The following is a 17,578-nucleotide window of genomic DNA, read 5'->3' as shown; positions in this document are numbered from 1 at the left end:
GTGCTCTTCCGATCTGCCGACTTCCTTTAATACCGGAAGCAGTTCCGGCGTATTGGCCAGTGAAATCCGCGATTCGTCGAGAATGCAGTTAAACACATCGTCGATCGTCGCTTCCGGATGTTCCTTCATGTATTGCTCGCCGGCCGCGCTGGCTTCGCGGACAACCGTTAAAATTGTCCCTTCCACCGGGCGCATAACCGCCTTGTAGGCAACCTTGCTGCCATTGACGAACGCCGCCGCCAAATCCGCCGGAGTCAGCTCGCTCTTGCCTTCAATCGACTGGTAAAAACCTCTGAAAATCTGCGACAGAATGACGCCGGAATTTCCCCGTGCTCCCATCAACAGCCCCTTCGACAAGGTCTTCGCCAACAAGCTGAGATCCTCAGTGCACGCCTGCATCGCTTCCTTCACGCCCGAGGTGAACGTCATCGACATGTTCGTGCCGGTGTCGCCGTCCGGGACTGGGAAAACATTCAGCGCGTCAATCGCGTCGTGGCGGTTGCTCAAATGAGCCGCTCCGCTGAGCAGCATCTCTTTAAAATCCGTTCCGTTAATTCTATTCATGATACCCTCCGATTAACCAATAACCCGGACACCCTGCACATAGACATTGACGGCCGCAAAATCCTGCTCCAGAGTTTTCTCAAGGACATACTTCACTTTCTTCTGTACTTCACTGACGACTTCGGACACTTTAACGCCGAAACCGATGACGATATATAGATCCAGTTCCATTCCCCTGTCGGTCTTTCTGACGACAACCCCGCGGGAATAGTTTTCTTTTTTCAATAATTCAGCCCAGCCATCCTTCACTAACTTCTGGGAAGCCATCCCGACGACGCCGTAGCATTCGCTGACGACACCTCCGGCCAACGTTGCGATCGCTTCCTGCGAGATGTTGATATTTCCGTAGCTGGTTACCCGTTCTATGGACATGAACGATTCCTCCTTCGCTTTATTTATTATATCAAACTATTTGTACTTTTCAAATTTTACTCGGTTTCTGCGCCGTTTGTGTCAGAATTTTCATCTGATTCTCCCTCTGCGGGCGCGTTGGGATCCGCTTCGCCCGGACACAGCTGGGTGTAGGCGGACTTGGACATTTCATCGACGTAGATGCACGAGTTCGGCTTGTTGAGATTGGAAACGATGCTGTTGTACTCGCTGAGCACGTCCATCGAATAGTAGCTGGAAAAAAACTGGTTGCCGTCATGCATGATCAGCCGGATCATGTTGGGATCGTAGGAAACCTCATATTGCTGGATCTCCGAAATCAACGAAATCATCGCTGCGGGCACATGGCGGAACGCCATCGCCAGATCGGCGCTCTGTTCCTCGCTTTGAAAGCCGACGATCAGCGGAATTCTTGCAATCAGGCCGGTCATCCGTTCATCCATCTTGACGACGGTTCCGTCCTTGAATAAAATTTCCGGTTCTTCGATGTAGCGGTAGCCGACCGGCTCCCGTTCTTCAATTTCAATCACGATCTGGTTGCCGCGCTCATGCCGCACTGAAGCCGAGACGATCAGCGGGTACTGCTGCAGGGCATTTTTCACCTGCGGTGCAAATACCGTCAGCCAGCGCGACTGAGCTGTGATTCCCGCCAGTTCCAGCACATCGGCACGGCTTAGACTGACGTTGCCTTTAACGCTGACGGTTTTGATTAACGAAGCGTCGCTTGAATAATACGCCAGTCCCATCACGATCAGCGCGCAGACTAACGACGCCTTGAACAGCCGGCGTTTCTGATGGCGGAAGTTTTTTTGTTCGGCCTGACGCCGCCGTTGTTCGATCAACAGATCTACCGAGTTTTTGTTTTCGTCCGGTTTGACCGGCGATGGTTTGCGGATCACCAGTTAAACTTCTCCACTTCCAGAATCAGTTCCTCACCATAATGACGGCGCACCTGTTCCTGAATTTCCTCGACCAGTTCAATAAAATCCCGGGCCTTTCCCTGTTGATCGTTGACGATGAAATTGACGTGCTTCTCGCTGACGGAAACCCCGCCGACACGGCGGCCGCGGTAGCCCAGCTCGTCGATCATCTGCCAAGCCTGGCGATCCTTGGGATTGCGGAACACGCTGCCGGCGCTCGGCTTATCCAACGGCTGCGATTCCATCCGCCGCTGACGCCGGCGGTCCATCAGATCGCGGATCTCCGTCTGATCCTGTTTTGTCAAATGAAACCGGACGGCCAGAATCACCCAGTCGGGATGACTTTGGAAAATCGAAGTCCGATAGCCAAAGCCGCACTCAGCCGGACTTAACCATTCGCAGCGTCCTTGCCGCAGCACGAACACCTCGCTGACGACCTCAGCCATGCAGCTCTTGTACGCGCCGGCATTCATAAATGTCGCGCCCCCGACCGTGCCGGGAATGCCGCTGGCAAATTCCAGTCCGGACAGCGAATGCTTCATCGCTTCATACGACAAAGCGATAATCGAACAGCCGGCCTCCGCCACTACCGTCTGGCCGTCGAAATAAAAGTCGCCGTGATAGCGGTCAAGCTTGAGTATCACGCCTTCGTAATCGTTGTCGGAGCATAACAGATTGCTCCCCTTGCCGAAGATTTTATACGGAATCCCCTGCTTGGCTAACAGCCGCAGCACCTGCGTCAGCGCCAGCATTGTCTTGGGATAGACGACCGCGCGGGCATTGCCGCCGATGCGCAGTGTCGTCAGCGTCGACATCGGAACATTTTCCGTCACATCGCCATAGCACCGCAGTCTTTCCAAGCTGTTTCTCATTGTTAAAATCACCTTTTATCCTTGTTGGATCCAGTTGTATATCTGTTCGCTGGCATCCGGATGTCCCAGCCGCTTCGCAGCCGTCCGCATGCTTTCCAAACGGATCGGATCAAAAACAACACTCTCTATTTTTGCGGTTATTTCCCCTTCTGTCAAGTCTTTTTCTTCGATCATGAGCGCCGCCCCCGCGCTCTGCAGCGCTTTCGCGTTGAGCACCTGATGGTTGTTGGGAACGTAAGGGCTGGGAATGATGATCGCCGGCAGCCCTAAAACCGTGATCTCCGCGGCCGTTGTCGCTCCCCCGCGCACCACCGCCAGATCGGCGTTGACCATGACCTTGACCCCGTCGATATACGGGACTACCTTGATATTGGCACATTCCAGATGCTGCGCGCGGACTTCCTCATAAGCCGCCCGGCCGGTAACATACAATACCTGATAAGATTGGCCGGCCATCTGCTTCAGCGCCTTGACCATGACGGCATTGACGCTTTCCGAGCCCAGCGAGCCCATCACAACAACGACTAACGGCCTGGCCGGATCCAGACCCAGCTGCCGCACCACGTTGGGATCGCGCTGCGCCCGGGCCGCCACACTGGCCCGCGGATTGCCGAGGATCCGGGTTTTCTGCGGCGGAAACTGGTCTAAGTTTTCAGGATAGCAGCCGACGATCTGATCGGCATATTTCGCCAGAAAGCGGTTCGCTTTGCCGGCATAGGAATTTTGTTCGTGAAGCATCGTCGGCACATGCGCGAAGTGCGCGGCCAGAATCACCGGCGCGCTGATATAGTTGCCAAAGCCGATCGCGTAATCCGGACGGAACTGCCGCACAATCTTCCGGCAGGCGAAATACGCCTGAGCCAGCTGCATGACGGCCTGAACCTTCGCCAGGGCGGAACCGTTCAGCCCTTTGGCCTTAATCGCTTCAAACGCATAGCCGGCCTTGGGAATCTCCGTCGACTCCATCCGTTCCGCCGTGCCGACAAACAGGATTTCCGTTTGCGGATCTTTTTCCTTCATGGCGTCGGCCAGCGCCAGCGCCGGATAGATATGACCGCCGGTGCCGCCGGTCGCAATTAATACGCGCATTGCGTTTCACTCCTTTTTCATTTGCTTTTTTGCCTGCCTTATTATAGCATACATCGTCCGCCGCGCCCACCCGCATCTTGCCTTTAGGCCTTGGCGATACTCATTAAGATGCCCAGCGAGGCCATGATCATCACTAACGAGCTGCCGCCGTAGGACATCAAGGGCAGCGTAATCCCGGTGACCGGAAACAAACCGACGACGACGCCGAGATTGATCATGACCTGAATCGCGAACAAACTGACGATGCCGACCGCGACATAGCACAGAAACGGATCGTGAGCGTTCTTGGCGATCCGGACACCCTCCAGGATGATCAGCAGATAAATAATAATGATCAGCGAAGCGCCGATCCAGCCCAACTCCTCCGCTGTGATCGCGAAGATGAAATCGGTCTGCGGTTCCGGCAGATAAAAGTGCTTCTGCATCGACCGGTTCAGTCCGGCTCCCAGCAAGCCGCCCGGGGCGATCGCAAACAGCGACTGGATAATCTGGAAGCCGCTGCCTAACGGATCCTGCCACGGATCAAGAAAGGAAACGATCCGCGCCATCCGGTACGGGGCTGCCAGAATCAAGCCGGTCAAGCCTGCCGCGCCCAGCAGTCCCAGACGGATAAAATACTTAAACGGCGCGTCCGCCGCCAGCACGATCACAACGATGCTGCAGACCATGACCAATCCGCTGCCGAAATCCGGCTGCAGAAGAATCAATCCGAAACCCAGCATGGTTAAAAACAGCGGCACTAACAAATCCCGGCGCAGACTTTTAATCCGGTCTTTGGAAGCCAGATAATCCGACACCGAGAGAATCAGCGCCAGCTTGAAAAACTCCGAGGGCTGGATCAAAAAGCTGCCGACGCCGAACCAGCTGCGCGAGCCGTTGCGCTGCACGCCCAGTCCCGGAATCAGCACCAGCGCCAGCGCGATATAACAGCCGATCAGAATCGGCTTCTGTTTTTCCCGCAGCTTTTGAATATTCAGCCGGCTGGTCAAATTCATCGCGACTAAGCCCAGCCCGGCAAACAGCGCCTGACGCTGGACAAAATACCAGGGGTTGTGATATTTGAACTCCGCCCAGTACACCGAGCTGGAGGCGATCATGATCAACCCGGCGGCCACCAGCGTCAGCACTTCGATCAAAAGCAGCCTGTTTTTTCGATGGAACATAAAAAAGTCTCACCTCCCATACAGCGTATGCGCAGAGAAAGTGAAACTTGATGTCAAATCAGGAAGCGGGCGTCAGCCGGCGGGAAATCCGGTTGCCGAAAATCCAGGTCAGCTGCGGATTGGGAAACAGGAGGAACAGACCCAGGACGACCCATTCGACCCCAATCCAGCCTGAGGGCAGGCACAGTTCCAGCACCGGCGGCACGATCTGGCATTCCGCCCAGAACAGGCCGATATAAATCGCCATGCAGCTGACAAAATAAATCGCATGATGAATCAGCTTCATCGTCCTTCACCTCTTTCTTTTCATTTTCCGTTTTCGTTTCCGCCAAAAACGTTTTCAGCGTATCGAAACCTGCGCCGTTATTATATAATACATAAAGATAGAAAACAATCGAACGGGAGGAACAGATCATGAAAACGGCATGGGTATTGTGCGGCGGCGGTTCGCGGGGCGCCTATGAAATCGGAGTGTGGCAGGCGTTAAGCGCGGCCGGCCTGGCCCCGGACATCGTGACGGGAACTTCGATCGGCGCGTTAAACGGCGCGTTGATCGTCCAGCAGGATTATGCGGCGGCGCTGGATCTGTGGGCGAATCTCAGGATTGAAGACGTGATGCAGGATGGTTTTGATTTAGAGCTCAGCGCGATCATGGAAAACAAACAGAAAATCGCCCCTTTCCTAAAAAAATACATCAACACCAAAGGGGCGGACAACACGCCGTTAAAAGAAATGATCGCCCGGCTGGTCGACGAAGAGAAGCTGCGCCGCTCGCCGATTGATTTCGGACTGGTCACCGTGCGTTATCCTTCGCTTCAGGCGGTGGAGCTGACGAAAGCGCAGATTCCCGAAGGCCGGATCAAGGATTATCTGATCGCGACTGCTTCGTGTTTTCCGGCCTTTCCGGTTTACGAGTTCGACGGGCAGCAGTATATCGACGGCGGATATCAGGACAACCTGCCGATCGCACTGGCGCTGAGGATGGGTGCGGACCGGGTGATCGCCGTGAATCTGCATTATCAAAGTCCGATCCATCCGACGCTGGAAAAGCTGCCGCAGGTCGCCGTGATTTCCCCTTCCCGCGAGCTGGGTTCGTTCCTTTCGTTTGATCCGGAGCTTTTAAAGCGCAACCGCGAGCTGGGGCTGCTGGACGCGAAGAAATTTCTCGGTCAGCTGATCGGAGAGCGTTTCGTCTTTTCTCCGCTGAACGCTTCGCTGCGTGCTCTGGCAGAGCGGATGCTGCGCGAGCTGACCTTATTCCAATGTCAGCTGGACGATTCCGATCATCCGTTCATCGACACGCTGTGGCCGCAGAACGTGCTGCTGGACAGAGTGCTGAAAATCAAGGGCGACACCGCAGAAACGGTGTTGGTGCGGATGATGGAAAACGGCGCGGAATTCATGAAAAAAGATCCCCAGGTCATTCTCGATCCGCAGGCTTTCCTGATCGAGCTGGCCGGCTATTTCAACGCCGGATCGCCAGCCTTGGAAACCGAACGCTCGCTGTATCAGAGCCTGCTGCAGCAGACCACGAAACAATCGTTATTGACGCTGATCGGCAAAGCGGACCGGATTACGCTGTGCCGCAGTTTGTGCGATCAGATGCTTCATCAACAGACCGCACTGCTTCAGCAGCTGCACTGGCTTGCCCCGATGATGCCGCAGGAAGTGCTCATCAGCTGGTTCGCGGCGTTTCTCGTGCGGGAATTCAGACTCGATCCTATCTGCCAAGAGGCCTGACATCCAACATAGCTCTGGCCGGCGTTAAATCTTAACCGTTCGGAAAGCGAATTGCTTATTCTTACAGAACGGAAACTTTCCGTTTCATCGCGATATCACAATCTATTGAAAAAGTCTGACAGCCGGAATGATTCCGGATTCTGCCAGACTTCTTTTTTATCTTACCAAGCTTGTTTTTTCGTCAGCCGTTGCGCTCCGGCAGCGGGATCCGGGTATAAAATTCCACCTCGTCCTCATGATCGATCCGCGCCTGATTTTTAAGCTGAACCCGCAGCGAAGCCGGATTGTCTTTATGGCAGGACAGATAGACCTCCTCCTCCCGGATCAGCTTCGCGGCTTCCTTGACCGCCAGCGCCAAGCCGCGCGTCGCATAGCCTTTTCCCCGATAAGCAGGATGGATACCATATCCGACATGACCCGCACCCTGCGCCAAGGCCTCGGTGAGGTAATGCCGGATCCGGAACAAACCGACCATCTGATCGTCATCCCACAGAAAGAACCAGGTTTCCGGCACGTAATTTTCCTTCAGCATTTTTCCTTCGGCGTGTGCCAGAATCCGCGGCAGCTCCTGCGTTAAAAACTGATCTTTCGGACAGCCGCGGTAAGGATTCATAAAGCCGTTTTCGTCCGGAGCGAAGGCTTGCAGAAAGGCGTACGCTTGTTCGCCGTCCGCCGCCGTGAAGCGTTTTAATTGAAGCATTTTGATCACCTCGTCAAAACGTGCCGCCGTTTCTGACGGCCCGCATTTTCACTTTCTTTTTTGTTCATCGTTATTCTTCTCTTTTGCACTCGTAATCCGGGTATTCTATTTGCGCTTCGCTCTCTTTTCACGATTTGGAAACGCGCTCAACCTGTCCCAGCCAGTCCTCTGCCTGACGGTGCGAGCGCAACCGGATGATGGTCAGATCAGGAAATTCACGCTGCAGCGCGCTCAGATCCTCGCGTTTGAATTTTAAGATGTACCCCACAAACTCCCAATCCAGCTTCTCCGCGCAGCCCGGCGTCATATCAGGCCGGGATTGGCCGCGGTAGCGCCGCAGCCGTTTAAAATAGCCCAGCAAACTGCGCCATTTGGGCAGATCGTAAACGACCAGGGTATCCGCGAAGCCTAACCTTAACGGCAGCGTGCGGGCAAAGTTCCCGTCCATGATCCAGCGGCTTTGCTTGAGTGCTTCCGCCAACAGCTCGTCAAATTCCGCAGCTGTGCGCTGAACCCAGTTTTCCTTCCAGAACAGCTGATCCAGATGCACTGCCGGAATGCCTGTTTGCGACGCGAGGCGCGCTGCCAGCGTACTCTTGCCGCTGCCGGGACAACCGATAATACAAATCCGTTCCATTGTTTCCCCCCTGTCCTAATCCCGGCATGCCGGCGACCACTCCGCCTCAAAGATCCCGCCGTTGGAGATTGTTTTTTCCGCGCCAAAGGCTTGCATCAACAACCCGTGACAGACGACGATCAGGCAGTCATAGCCGGCATACCGCGCTAACGCCCGTTCCGCGCGCGTGCGCATCTGTTCCCACGTCTCCCAGGCCTGTTTTCTTTCCGGACCGGCGACGCCGTTCATCGCGTCAAATTCCGCCCGGGCCCGCTCAACCGTTTCCACGTCGGTATACGAATACGTGAGATCCGGCAGCCACTCGTGCAGCCCCACTTCTACACGCAGTTCCAGATCCAGCCGGTGCGAGAGGACCGCCGCCGTCTGCAATGCCCGCGTAAACGGCGAAGCGACGATCAGCTGGCCTTGCTTCAGCCGCGGATCCCGCGCCGTCTGTTCCGCCTGCGAACGTCCCAGCGCGTCCAACGGCGCCAGGTCGTTGCCAAAGCCCGGATAACCCAGCGCTTTCGGTTCGGTATAATCCGGATGACCGTGCCTGACAAAAAAGATTTTCATAAGGTTTGCCCGCCGATCAAAAATCCTTTATCCGTGATGACAATCTGTTCCAGCTGATCGACCCGCATGTCCGCCTTCGACAAGTCCTGACCAAAGTACGGATCATCCAGTCCGATCACCGTCATGCCTGCCCGTTTCCCCGCCGTCACGCCGTTCAACGAATCCTCGATCACGACACATTCCGCCGGTATGCAGCCCAGCTGCTTCGCGCATTGCAGAAAGATCGCCGGATCCGGCTTGCTGACGGGCAGATCGCAGCCGCTGACGACTAAATCAAACTGTCCCTCAAGTTTACAATCGCATAAAACCGTCTGGATATTGTCCATCGGCGAGCTTGAAGCCAGCGCGGTCAAAATCCCGCAGCGGCGGCATTGATCGATCAGCGTCTGGACGTAGGGACGGTAAATTTTTTCATAATTGACGCGCACGTCCTTGCAGAACGCGCGGTATTTGTGGAACGTGGCGGCGATATCCAGCTCCGGATTCCAGCGGGCGATCATGCCCCAGTTCACATCGTCCGTGCAGCCCAGGCACTGGCGCAGCGCGATTCGGTCCGTCTTAATGCCGTTGTCCGCAAACCATTGCTGATCTGCCTGCTCATACACTTTTTCACTGTCGATAATGACGCCGTCCATATCGAAGATTAATGCTTTCATTGCTTATCCCCCTGTTTTCTTTTATTTTACCCGCCGGCTTCAGTCAGCGCCAAAGCTCATCAGCGCCGCGCAGAACGAACAGCGCTGCCACTGCAGCTGTTGTGCGAAGACGGGTTTTAGCTGTTCCCGGGTCAGATAGATTTCGTCTGCGTCCCATCGCTTTCCCGCCTGATCGCGGCATGCGTACAGCGCCGCGGCGTTGTCAAACGCGACGTCGCCGATCAGCACCCTTCCGCCGGGCTTGAGATGGCCGAGCATTTCCTGAATCCAGGCGATTTGTCCGGCCACGCTGAGATGATGCAGCGCATACGTGGACACGATAAAATCAAACTGTTTTTCCGCCAGCACTGCCGGCCAGCCGTCATTAAAATCATGCACGAACAATTCTGCCTGCGGCAGTTGGCGCCGGACAGTTTCAACCATTGCCAAAGCAAAATCAAAACCGGTGATCTGAGCGCCCCGCTCAGCCAGCCGCCGGGTCAGAACACCGGTGCCAAAGCCCGCGTCCAGCACCTCCGGCTGCGGCTTTGCGGCAACGATCATTTCAATCGCCTGCAGCACGGCATCGTAGCCGGCAAATGGATACTGGCTGTCAGCCTGAGTTTGAGCGACGGTTTGATCATACTGTGCCGCCCATCGATTAAAGCCTTCTTTATCTAATACCATGAATGAGTCCAATTCTCCTGTTCTTTGTTTATTTCCGGATTCCCTTTAAGCCTCAGGATGATATTGGCAGCAGCATGCCACGGCCTGCTGCCAGCGGCGGTAATCTTCGTCCGCCTGGCCCTGTTCTATCTGCGGCTCAAACCGGCGGTCGAGCTGCAGCCCGGCCAGCGCCTCCTGCCGGTCTTTCCAGAAACCGACGGCCAGTCCGGCTAACAGAGCCGCGCCCAGCGCTGTCGTTTCATTGATTTTCCCCCGTTCCACCGGTGTCTGAAGCAGATCGCTCTGAAACTGCATCAGATAATTATTGCGCACGGCGCCGCCGTCAACCTTCAATGTTTTTAAGCGGATGCCGGAATCCTTCTGCATCGCTTCCAATACGTCGCGGGTCTGGAATGCCAGCGATTCCAGCGTCGCCCGCGCCAGATGAGCCTGCGTTGTGCCGCGGGTCAGACCAAAGATCGCCCCGCGGGCTTTATCATCCCAATACGGCGCGCCCAATCCGACAAATGCCGGGACGACGATCACGCCTTCGCTGCTGGATACCGAGGTCGCCAGCGCTTCGCTCTCCGGCGCGGTGCGGATCATCTTCAACCCGTCCCGCAGCCATTGGATCGCGCTGCCGGCGACGAAAATACTGCCTTCCAGCGCGTAATTCACCTTGCCGTCCACCCCCCAGGCCAACGTCGTCACCAAGCCATGACGGGAAACGACCGGCTTCTCACCGGTGTTCATCAACAGGAAGCATCCGGTGCCGTAGGTGTTTTTTGCCATGCCTTCCTCAAAGCAGCCCTGGCCGAACAAAGCCGCCTGCTGATCGCCTGCGACCCCGGCAATCGGGACTTCGCGGTTGAAAAAATGCACCGGCGCCGTCGTCGCGACAATTTGACTGGACGGCTGAACCTGCGGAAGCATGCTTGCGGGGATATCCAGCTTCGCCAGGATCTCCGCATCCCATTTCAAATCGAAGATATTATACATCATCGTCCGCGAAGCGTTGGAGTAATCCGTGCTGTGACAGCGTCCTTCGCTGAGCTTCCACACCAGCCACGTATCAATCGTGCCCATCAACAGCTCGCCGTTTTCCGCCCGCTTCCGCGCGCCCGGGACATGATCAAGAATCCACTTGACTTTCGTCGCCGAGAAATACGGGTCGATGACCAGTCCGGTTTTCATACGGAACCAGTCTTCCAGCCCTTCTTTCTTCAGCTGGTCGCAGATCTTATCCGTCTGCCGCGACTGCCACACGATCGCATGATAGATCGGCAGACCGGTCGTTTTGTCCCAGACGACTGTCGTTTCGCGCTGGTTGGTAATCCCGATCCCCGTTACCTGCACGGGGTCGATGCCGCTGGCCATCACAACTTCCGCCATCACGGCCAGCACGCTCAGCCAGATCTCCGTCGCGTCGTGCTCAACCCAGCCGGGCTTGGGGAAATACTGTGTAAATTCCTTCTGCGCCTGCGCGCGGATCTGACATTGCTGATCAAATAAAATCGCCCGGGTGCTGGTCGTTCCCTGGTCGATCGCCATAATATATTTTTCCATGCTTCCACCTTCATTTCTTGTATAAGTTTACCTTGAAACCGCTGTCATTGCAACAAAACCCAAACGAAAAGACCGTTCAGTTTTCAATTCAACCCGTTCACGGTCTTTCCTTTTTCTTTCAGATTTTACCCGCTTTTGTTGTTAATAGCGGATCTTGTTGTGAACCAGCCGGCCCAATATCTGCACGCGGCGGTCCATGACGTCTTTTAACGGCACGACGATCGGTTCGTAAGCGTCGTTCTCCGGCTGCAGGATCATATCGCCGTCTTTATAGAACACACGTTTAAGCGTTACTTCGTCGTTTTCCAGCAGGACGACAGCGATCTGCCCGTTATCCACGGAATTCTGACGATGGATATACACGCGGTCGCCTTCCTCAATCCGGGCGTTTTTCATCGAATCCCCGACGACGTCGAGATAAAAATATTCTCCGCCCCGGGCTTCATCCGGGCTGACCCATTCATAATCTTCCACGATCTGTTCTGCCAGATGATCATAGCCCGCCTTGACGCTGCCCAGCACCGGCACCCGCACGCCCGACATTTCATCGCGTGTCAGATCCTGGTTGATCAGCCGTTCGATCGTCAGGTTAAAAAAGTCCGCCAGCTGCTGCAGGATGCTCATTTTCGGCATTGAGGTGCCGTCTTCCCATTTCTGAATCGTCGTAAATGATTTATAGCCGAATTTCTCCGCCAGGTCATTCTGTGTAATATGATACTTCTTTCTGAGATATCTCAGGTTTTCCTTAAAATACATCGGAATCACCACCCTGGCTTCATTGTAACGGAATCTTTCTGTTTTTTCAACGACTAATCGGAACTTTTTTCAAGTATTCCAGGTTTATCCTTTAAATTTGTTCATGTACTTCTTGAAATTGAATAATAATCAAGTAAAATAAAAGACAGAGAGGAGCGAGGATTTCATGGAAAAGCAGTATGTTCGGGTGAATGGGAACTGGGAAGACGACGGCAGTTTCATTCCCTTGTTTATTCTTTGGGAAAACGGGTTAAAATATAAGATAGAGAAAATTGTTCAGCGTTGTCCTGCGGCTTCCTTAAAAAGCGGCGGCGCGGGTCTGCGCTATACCTGCCTGTTTTCCCACGGGCAGCGGCGGTATCTGTACTTTTGCGAAAACCGCTGGTTTATCGAGAAATGAGGGTGAAGCGATGTGCGGACGTTATTTATTCTTTGATCAAAGCAACGCGCGGATCCGCTCGCTGCTGGCTTTGCTTGAGCGGCAGCTGGGCGATGAGCCGCTATCGGAATTGAGTCTGGGCGAGGTTTTTCCATCGCAGCGGACGCCGGTCTGCCTGTTGTCCGAACAGGGGGAAGAACTAGTTCCGGCCGCCATGCGCTGGGGATTTACCCATCCGACGCAGAAACGGCTGGTGATCAACGCCCGCTCGGAAACCGCGTCCCACTCGCGGATGTTCGGCGAAAGCCTGCGTCAGCGCCGCTGCGTCATCTGTGCCAGCGGTTATTATGAATGGGAGAAGCCCAGCCGGAAAAAGATGTTGTTTACCCTTCCGGATCAGGCGATGCTGTGCATGGCCGGTTTCTACCGTCTGGAAGCGGATGGTCCGCACTTCGTCATTATGACCCGCCCGGCGCTGCCGGAACTCTCCGCCATCCACGACCGGATGCCGGTGGTGCTGAACGAGGAAGGTGCGCTGCGCTATTGTCAGGGCGAAGATCGGCTGCACTGTGCTTCCCGCCTGCATGTCAGACCGGCGGACCAGATTTAACGGGATGCAGAGCACTGTAAAATCATTGAAATTCATTCGGATCTTTGCAGACGGCAAGCGCCGTAAGCGGGGATCCTTTTTTATTGGTTTCCTCGTCTGCTTTTTTGCATTCTCAACAAGACGAAAGAATTCAATTTCCGCAAACACGGTCAGATTTTGCCTTGCGAAGATAGAGATCCCCGCTTGAAATCAATGAAAACGGAATAAGATCGAAGATCGGATCCAGGACGATGCAGAATCCCATCATGAAAAACAAAAAAAGGACGCGGTCATTGCATCCTCTTGTTCAACGAATCTTCTTTTCCCTCTGATTTCCTGCTTACAGATCGAACAGCTGATCGTGATAAGCAATCTTCAGATGCTCGTAAGCCTTCGGCGTCGCGACCCGGCCGCGCGGCGTCCGGTTGATAAAGCCGATTTGAATCAGATACGGCTCATACACATCTTCCAGCGTCATCGGTTCCTCAGAGATACTGGAAGCCAGCGCTTCCAAACCGACCGGACCGCCGCGGAAGCGTTCGATAATCCCCCGCAGATAGCGGATATCGACGTCGTCCAGGCCGAGTGAATCGACCCGCAGCCGATCCAGCGCTGTCTGCGCGACGTCCAGACTGATCACGCCGCCGTTAAGCACCTGCGCGAAATCCCGCACGCGGCGCAGCAGACGGTTCGCAATCCGCGGCGTACCGCGGGAGCGCTTGGCAATCTCCCTGACCGCTTCCGGGTCCGCAGCCACATTGAGCACCCGCGACGTCCGCGAAACGATCTGTGAAAGCTGATCCTCGTCATAATATTCCAGCTTATTGACGATGCCGAAGCGATCGCGCAGCGGCGCTGTCAGATCGCCCGCCCGCGTCGTCGCGCCGACCAGCGTAAACGGCGGCAGATCCAGGCGGATCGAGCGCACGCCGGAATCCTTGCCGACAACGATATCAATGCAGAAATCCTCCATTGCCGGATACAGCACTTCCTCAACCATCTTCGGCAGCCGGTGGATTTCGTCGATGAACAGCACGTCGCCCGGCTCCAGCGTCGACAAGATCGCCGCCAGATCGCCGCTGCGTTCAATGCTCGGACCGCTGGCTGTGCGCACCTTGCCGCCCATTTCATTAGCCAGAATGTAGGCCAGCGTCGTCTTGCCCAATCCCGGAGGCCCGTACAGCAGGACGTGATCGAGCGTTTCATTGCGCTGCAGCGCCGCCTGGATAAAAACCTTCAGGTTTTCTTTCAGCTGGGTCTGACCGATATAATCCGTCAGCCGCTGCGGCCGCAGCGATGATTCGTCATCCCCCGCTTCCGGCAGCGCGGAAAGCAGCCGTTCCTCGTCCATCCCTTATCCCCCTCTTTTCCGCTGCAGCAGATGCTGCAGACCTAATTTCACATATTCGTCCGTCGTCTTATCCGGATGCTCGCGCATCATTTTCGATAACCCGCTCAATTCGCTTTGCTTGTAGCCCAATGCTTTGAGCGCTTCCAGCGCGTCTTCGATCGCCTGACTGGACTTGCCTTCAGCGGTTTCTTCGCGAACCAGCTTGCCCTTCAGATCCAAAATGATCTGCGATGCGGTTTTCGCACCGATGCCCGGCATCTTTTTTAACGCCGCCACATCGCCCTGCTCAATCATCTGCACCATCTGCTGATACGTCGCCGCCGCCAGCATATTCATCGCCGTCTTCGGGCCCAGACCCTTAACGGAAATCAGCTTGACGAACAGATCCTGTTCCTCCATCGACAAAAAGCCGAACAGACTGAACTCATCTTCGCGCACGTGCTGGTAGGTAAAGACCCGCACTTCCTGATTCAGCCGGACCGCTTCCGGACGGGAAAAGAACACTTTATATCCGATACCCTGGTTTTCGATTATGATCCAATCCAAACCCACGGCAAAAACCGTTCCTTTAATCATTGCTATCATGTTATCACCTGCCGTTTATTTTACCATAAAACAAGCGTAAACGAAACAGCCAATCAGGAAACTGACGAAGGCTTGCCTCAGGCTTAACCAACACTTGTCTGTTTCCCGGCGTTTCCGCTCCTCCGTTTGACACCTTGAAAGAAAATACCAATGAAGAAGTAAAAAACGAGGAAATAAAAAACTTCGCGTCCGGCTTAGAGGCAGGATCCGTTTACAGCCAGCGCACAAAGGCAGTTTTATCCTGATCATTAAATCCCGCTTCACGATAAAAACGCAGCGTACTTTCCCGCTTGGAGCCCGTTGTCAGCAGCACTTTGTAACAATGATTCTCGCAGGCGATCCGCACCGCTTCCTCCAAGACCCTCCGGCCTAAGCCCTGACGCCGATACCGCGGATCAGTCACCACGTTTTCGATGATCCCGTAGGGCCGCTGATCATGCGTCAGATTGCGGATGATCGTCAGTGTGCAGGTTGAGACTACATGGCCTTGACTCTCAGCCACGATTATCGCTGTCTGCGGATCGTTCAGCAGCGTTTGCCACAGCCGCATGAGTTTGGCATCCAAAGCCGGGATAGGGTTATCGCCTAAATAAGTATAAAGCTGAAGTAAATCCGGTAAATCCTGCCGCTGAGCTAACCGCATGGTCGTCATCATCATTTCAATCTCCTTCACGCTCAAAAACTGATCGTTTATTTAAGTCTTTTTTCAAGCCAGAAATCCCATTTCCCTCTGGTCCGCTCCATGGCCAACGAAAAAGAGGCGCAAACGGCCTCTGATTGCTTATTCGACAAATTCAAATTGGAAATCGTTGATGAAGACGAGGTCGCCGTCCTCCGCGCCCTTCTGCCGCAGCACCTCATCGACACCCAGCTTGCGCAGCGACTGACCGAACCGATACACCTGCGACTCAATCTCAAAATCAGTCATCTTGAACAGTTTCTCGACCTTCGGACCTTCCAGCCGCCACTGGTGATTGCCCAGATTGGTAACGGTGAAATCCGGCGCCTTCGGTACAAACTTATACAATACGCCTTCCTCAACTTCAGTTTCACCTGTCATCGGGAATTCCGGCGTCGTTTCCAACAGATCCGCGACTTTGTAAAGAACCTCGTCCAGCCCTTCCGCGATCAGCGTGATCACCGGATATACCGGAATGTCCGGATAAGTTTCCTTAAAACGCTTCAGATTCTCTTCCGCGCCCTCCAGATCCATCTTGTTTGCCAGCACGACCTGCGGCCGTTCCATTAAGCGCAGTTCGTATTGTTCCAGCTCCTTATTGATGATTCTGTAATCCTCAATCGGGTCGCGGCCGTCGTTGGCGCCCATGTCCACGACGTGCACGATGACCCGGCAGCGCTCGATGTGACGCAGAAACTGATGTCCCAGTCCCTTGCCTTCGCTGGCGCCTTCGATCAGACCCGGTAAATCCGCCATGACAAACGAACGGCCGTCCGGGACCTGAACCATGCCCAGATTCGGCGTGATCGTCGTGAACGGGTAATCCGCGATTTCCGGGCGAGCCTTGGAGACAACGGATAATAACGTTGACTTGCCTACCGAGGGAAAGCCGACCAGTCCGACGTCCGCCAACAGTTTCAGCTCAACCTGAATTTCCTTGGCTTCGCCGTCTTCGCCCTGCTCACAATATTCCGGCGCAGAGTTGCGGGCGGTAGCAAAGTGCCAGTTGCCGCGGCCACCCTTGCCGCCTTTGGCGATGACTGCGCGCTGGCCAGGTTTTGTTAAATCGGCGATCAGTCCGCCGGTCGCCAAATCCTTAACCAGCGTACCCAGCGGAACCTTGACCAAGACATCGTCGCCATCCGCGCCGTGCATTTTCTTCGGCTTGCCGACACCGCCGTTGCCCGCGGTCAGCTGCTTGGAATAGCGCAGATCCAGTAAGGTTGACTTGTTGCTGTCAGCTTCAAAAATAATATCGCCGCCGTCGCCGCCATCCCCTCCTGCCGGTCCTCCCAGGGGTACATATTTTTCACGCCGGAACGCAACCAATCCGTTGCCGCCGTTGCCGGCCTTGAGTTTCATTTTAACACGATCAATAAACATGGAAAACGCCTCCTTTCCTCTTAGAATAACCTCGATCGTACTTCTTCAAACAAAAATCCCCAACCGGGGATTTTGTTAACTTACGCTGCTGGATAGACAGAAACTCTCTTCTTGTCCTTGCCTACACGCTCGAATTTTACAGTTCCGTCGACTTTTGCGAATAAGGTATCATCGCCGCCGCGTCCGACATTCACACCCGGATGAATCTTTGTGCCGCGCTGACGGTATAAGATTGAACCGGCTGTCGCAAACTGTCCGTCCGCCTTCTTGGCTCCCAGTCTTTTGGAATGAGAATCACGGCCGTTCTTTGTAGAACCGACACCCTTTTTGGAAGCGAACAACTGAATGTTAGATCGGAA

22 protein-coding genes are annotated in these 17,578 nt (G+C 54.7%); 3 read left to right on the top strand and 19 right to left on the bottom strand.

Annotated features, from left to right (window positions below):
* From AC5OW4_RS10225 to AC5OW4_RS10195, 7 genes are all read right to left on the bottom strand, one after another.
* The coding region (locus tag AC5OW4_RS10225) for a DAK2 domain-containing protein (protein WP_493676929.1) at positions 1-564 on the bottom strand (564 nt) is incomplete at its 3' end.
* A 12-nt stretch (positions 565-576) separates the two neighbouring features.
* On the bottom strand, positions 577-936 hold the full coding sequence (locus AC5OW4_RS10220) for an Asp23/Gls24 family envelope stress response protein (protein WP_072683310.1): 360 nt from the start codon (positions 934-936) through the stop codon (positions 577-579).
* 56 nt (positions 937-992) lie between these two features.
* A complete protein-coding gene (locus AC5OW4_RS10215; protein WP_072683311.1) occupies positions 993-1,853 on the bottom strand; it encodes a cell division protein FtsQ/DivIB in 861 nt (286 codons plus the stop codon).
* The gene (murB, locus tag AC5OW4_RS10210) at positions 1,850-2,746 is read right to left on the bottom strand and encodes a UDP-N-acetylmuramate dehydrogenase (RefSeq protein ID WP_072683312.1); all 897 of its coding nucleotides are present in this window, start codon (positions 2,744-2,746) and stop codon (positions 1,850-1,852) included. Before murB ends, AC5OW4_RS10215 begins: the two co-directional genes overlap by 4 nt.
* A gap of 15 nt (positions 2,747-2,761) precedes the next feature.
* A complete protein-coding gene (gene murG / locus AC5OW4_RS10205; protein WP_006060555.1) occupies positions 2,762-3,835 on the bottom strand; it encodes an undecaprenyldiphospho-muramoylpentapeptide beta-N-acetylglucosaminyltransferase in 1,074 nt (357 codons plus the stop codon).
* An 83-nt stretch (positions 3,836-3,918) separates the two neighbouring features.
* Complete coding sequence (gene ftsW, locus AC5OW4_RS10200) at positions 3,919-4,998, bottom strand: putative lipid II flippase FtsW (protein WP_006060554.1); 1,080 nt, start codon at positions 4,996-4,998, stop codon at positions 3,919-3,921.
* Positions 4,999-5,056: 58 nt separating this feature from the next.
* Positions 5,057-5,284 (bottom strand): hypothetical protein, encoded by a 228-nt coding sequence (locus AC5OW4_RS10195; protein ID WP_006060553.1) that lies wholly within the window; start codon positions 5,282-5,284, stop codon positions 5,057-5,059.
* A 128-nt stretch (positions 5,285-5,412) separates the two neighbouring features.
* Here AC5OW4_RS10195 and AC5OW4_RS10190 point away from each other — a divergent pair, with 128 nt between their 5' ends.
* Positions 5,413-6,738: a patatin-like phospholipase family protein gene (locus AC5OW4_RS10190; RefSeq protein WP_072683313.1), complete on the top strand. Its 1,326-nt coding sequence runs from the start codon at positions 5,413-5,415 to the stop codon at positions 6,736-6,738.
* Between the two features lie 181 nt (positions 6,739-6,919).
* On the opposite strand, the gene AC5OW4_RS10185 is transcribed toward AC5OW4_RS10190, so the two are convergent.
* From AC5OW4_RS10185 to AC5OW4_RS10155, 7 genes are all read right to left on the bottom strand, one after another.
* Complete coding sequence (locus AC5OW4_RS10185; RefSeq protein WP_072683314.1) at positions 6,920-7,438, bottom strand: GNAT family N-acetyltransferase; 519 nt, start codon at positions 7,436-7,438, stop codon at positions 6,920-6,922.
* A gap of 127 nt (positions 7,439-7,565) precedes the next feature.
* Positions 7,566-8,075, bottom strand: coding sequence for an AAA family ATPase (locus tag AC5OW4_RS10180; protein WP_072683315.1), 510 nt, complete (start codon positions 8,073-8,075; stop codon positions 7,566-7,568).
* 15 nt (positions 8,076-8,090) lie between these two features.
* Positions 8,091-8,630 (bottom strand): histidine phosphatase family protein, encoded by a 540-nt coding sequence (locus AC5OW4_RS10175; RefSeq protein WP_308560319.1) that lies wholly within the window; start codon positions 8,628-8,630, stop codon positions 8,091-8,093.
* Positions 8,627-9,286, bottom strand: coding sequence for an HAD family hydrolase (locus AC5OW4_RS10170; RefSeq protein ID WP_072683317.1), 660 nt, complete (start codon positions 9,284-9,286; stop codon positions 8,627-8,629). Before AC5OW4_RS10170 ends, AC5OW4_RS10175 begins: the two co-directional genes overlap by 4 nt.
* Before the next feature lie 39 nt (positions 9,287-9,325).
* Positions 9,326-9,952: a class I SAM-dependent methyltransferase gene (locus tag AC5OW4_RS10165; RefSeq protein WP_072683318.1), complete on the bottom strand. Its 627-nt coding sequence runs from the start codon at positions 9,950-9,952 to the stop codon at positions 9,326-9,328.
* Positions 9,953-9,997: 45 nt separating this feature from the next.
* Positions 9,998-11,497 (bottom strand): glycerol kinase GlpK, encoded by a 1,500-nt coding sequence (glpK, locus tag AC5OW4_RS10160; protein WP_308560317.1) that lies wholly within the window; start codon positions 11,495-11,497, stop codon positions 9,998-10,000.
* Between the two features lie 141 nt (positions 11,498-11,638).
* Positions 11,639-12,253, bottom strand: a complete 615-nt coding sequence (locus AC5OW4_RS10155; protein ID WP_006060538.1) for a LexA family protein — start codon at positions 12,251-12,253, stop codon at positions 11,639-11,641.
* 166 nt (positions 12,254-12,419) lie between these two features.
* On the opposite strand from AC5OW4_RS10155, the gene AC5OW4_RS10150 reads away from it, so the two are divergent.
* Both AC5OW4_RS10150 and AC5OW4_RS10145 read left to right on the top strand, forming a co-directional pair.
* Complete coding sequence (locus AC5OW4_RS10150) at positions 12,420-12,653, top strand: hypothetical protein (RefSeq protein ID WP_006060537.1); 234 nt, start codon at positions 12,420-12,422, stop codon at positions 12,651-12,653.
* A gap of 10 nt (positions 12,654-12,663) precedes the next feature.
* Complete coding sequence (locus tag AC5OW4_RS10145) at positions 12,664-13,242, top strand: SOS response-associated peptidase family protein (protein WP_308560316.1); 579 nt, start codon at positions 12,664-12,666, stop codon at positions 13,240-13,242.
* Positions 13,243-13,561: 319 nt separating this feature from the next.
* On the opposite strand, the gene ruvB is transcribed toward AC5OW4_RS10145, so the two are convergent.
* The 5 genes from ruvB to rpmA form a co-directional block, all read right to left on the bottom strand.
* Positions 13,562-14,572, bottom strand: coding sequence for a Holliday junction branch migration DNA helicase RuvB (gene ruvB / locus AC5OW4_RS10140; RefSeq protein WP_308560315.1), 1,011 nt, complete (start codon positions 14,570-14,572; stop codon positions 13,562-13,564).
* 3 nt (positions 14,573-14,575) lie between these two features.
* Positions 14,576-15,157, bottom strand: a complete 582-nt coding sequence (gene ruvA, locus AC5OW4_RS10135; protein ID WP_072683323.1) for a Holliday junction branch migration protein RuvA — start codon at positions 15,155-15,157, stop codon at positions 14,576-14,578.
* A gap of 211 nt (positions 15,158-15,368) precedes the next feature.
* Positions 15,369-15,812 (bottom strand): GNAT family N-acetyltransferase, encoded by a 444-nt coding sequence (locus AC5OW4_RS10130; protein WP_493676927.1) that lies wholly within the window; start codon positions 15,810-15,812, stop codon positions 15,369-15,371.
* 126 nt (positions 15,813-15,938) lie between these two features.
* Positions 15,939-17,219, bottom strand: coding sequence for a GTPase ObgE (gene obgE, locus AC5OW4_RS10125; protein WP_308560313.1), 1,281 nt, complete (start codon positions 17,217-17,219; stop codon positions 15,939-15,941).
* Between the two features lie 80 nt (positions 17,220-17,299).
* Positions 17,300-17,578, bottom strand: a 279-nt coding sequence (gene rpmA, locus AC5OW4_RS10120) for a 50S ribosomal protein L27 (RefSeq protein ID WP_493676926.1), incomplete at its 5' end; no start/stop codon positions are given.

The organism is Holdemania sp. (assembly GCF_986127675.1).
The sequence above is the reverse complement of the archived record's forward strand: the minus strand, read 5'-3'. Positions and strand labels throughout refer to the sequence as shown.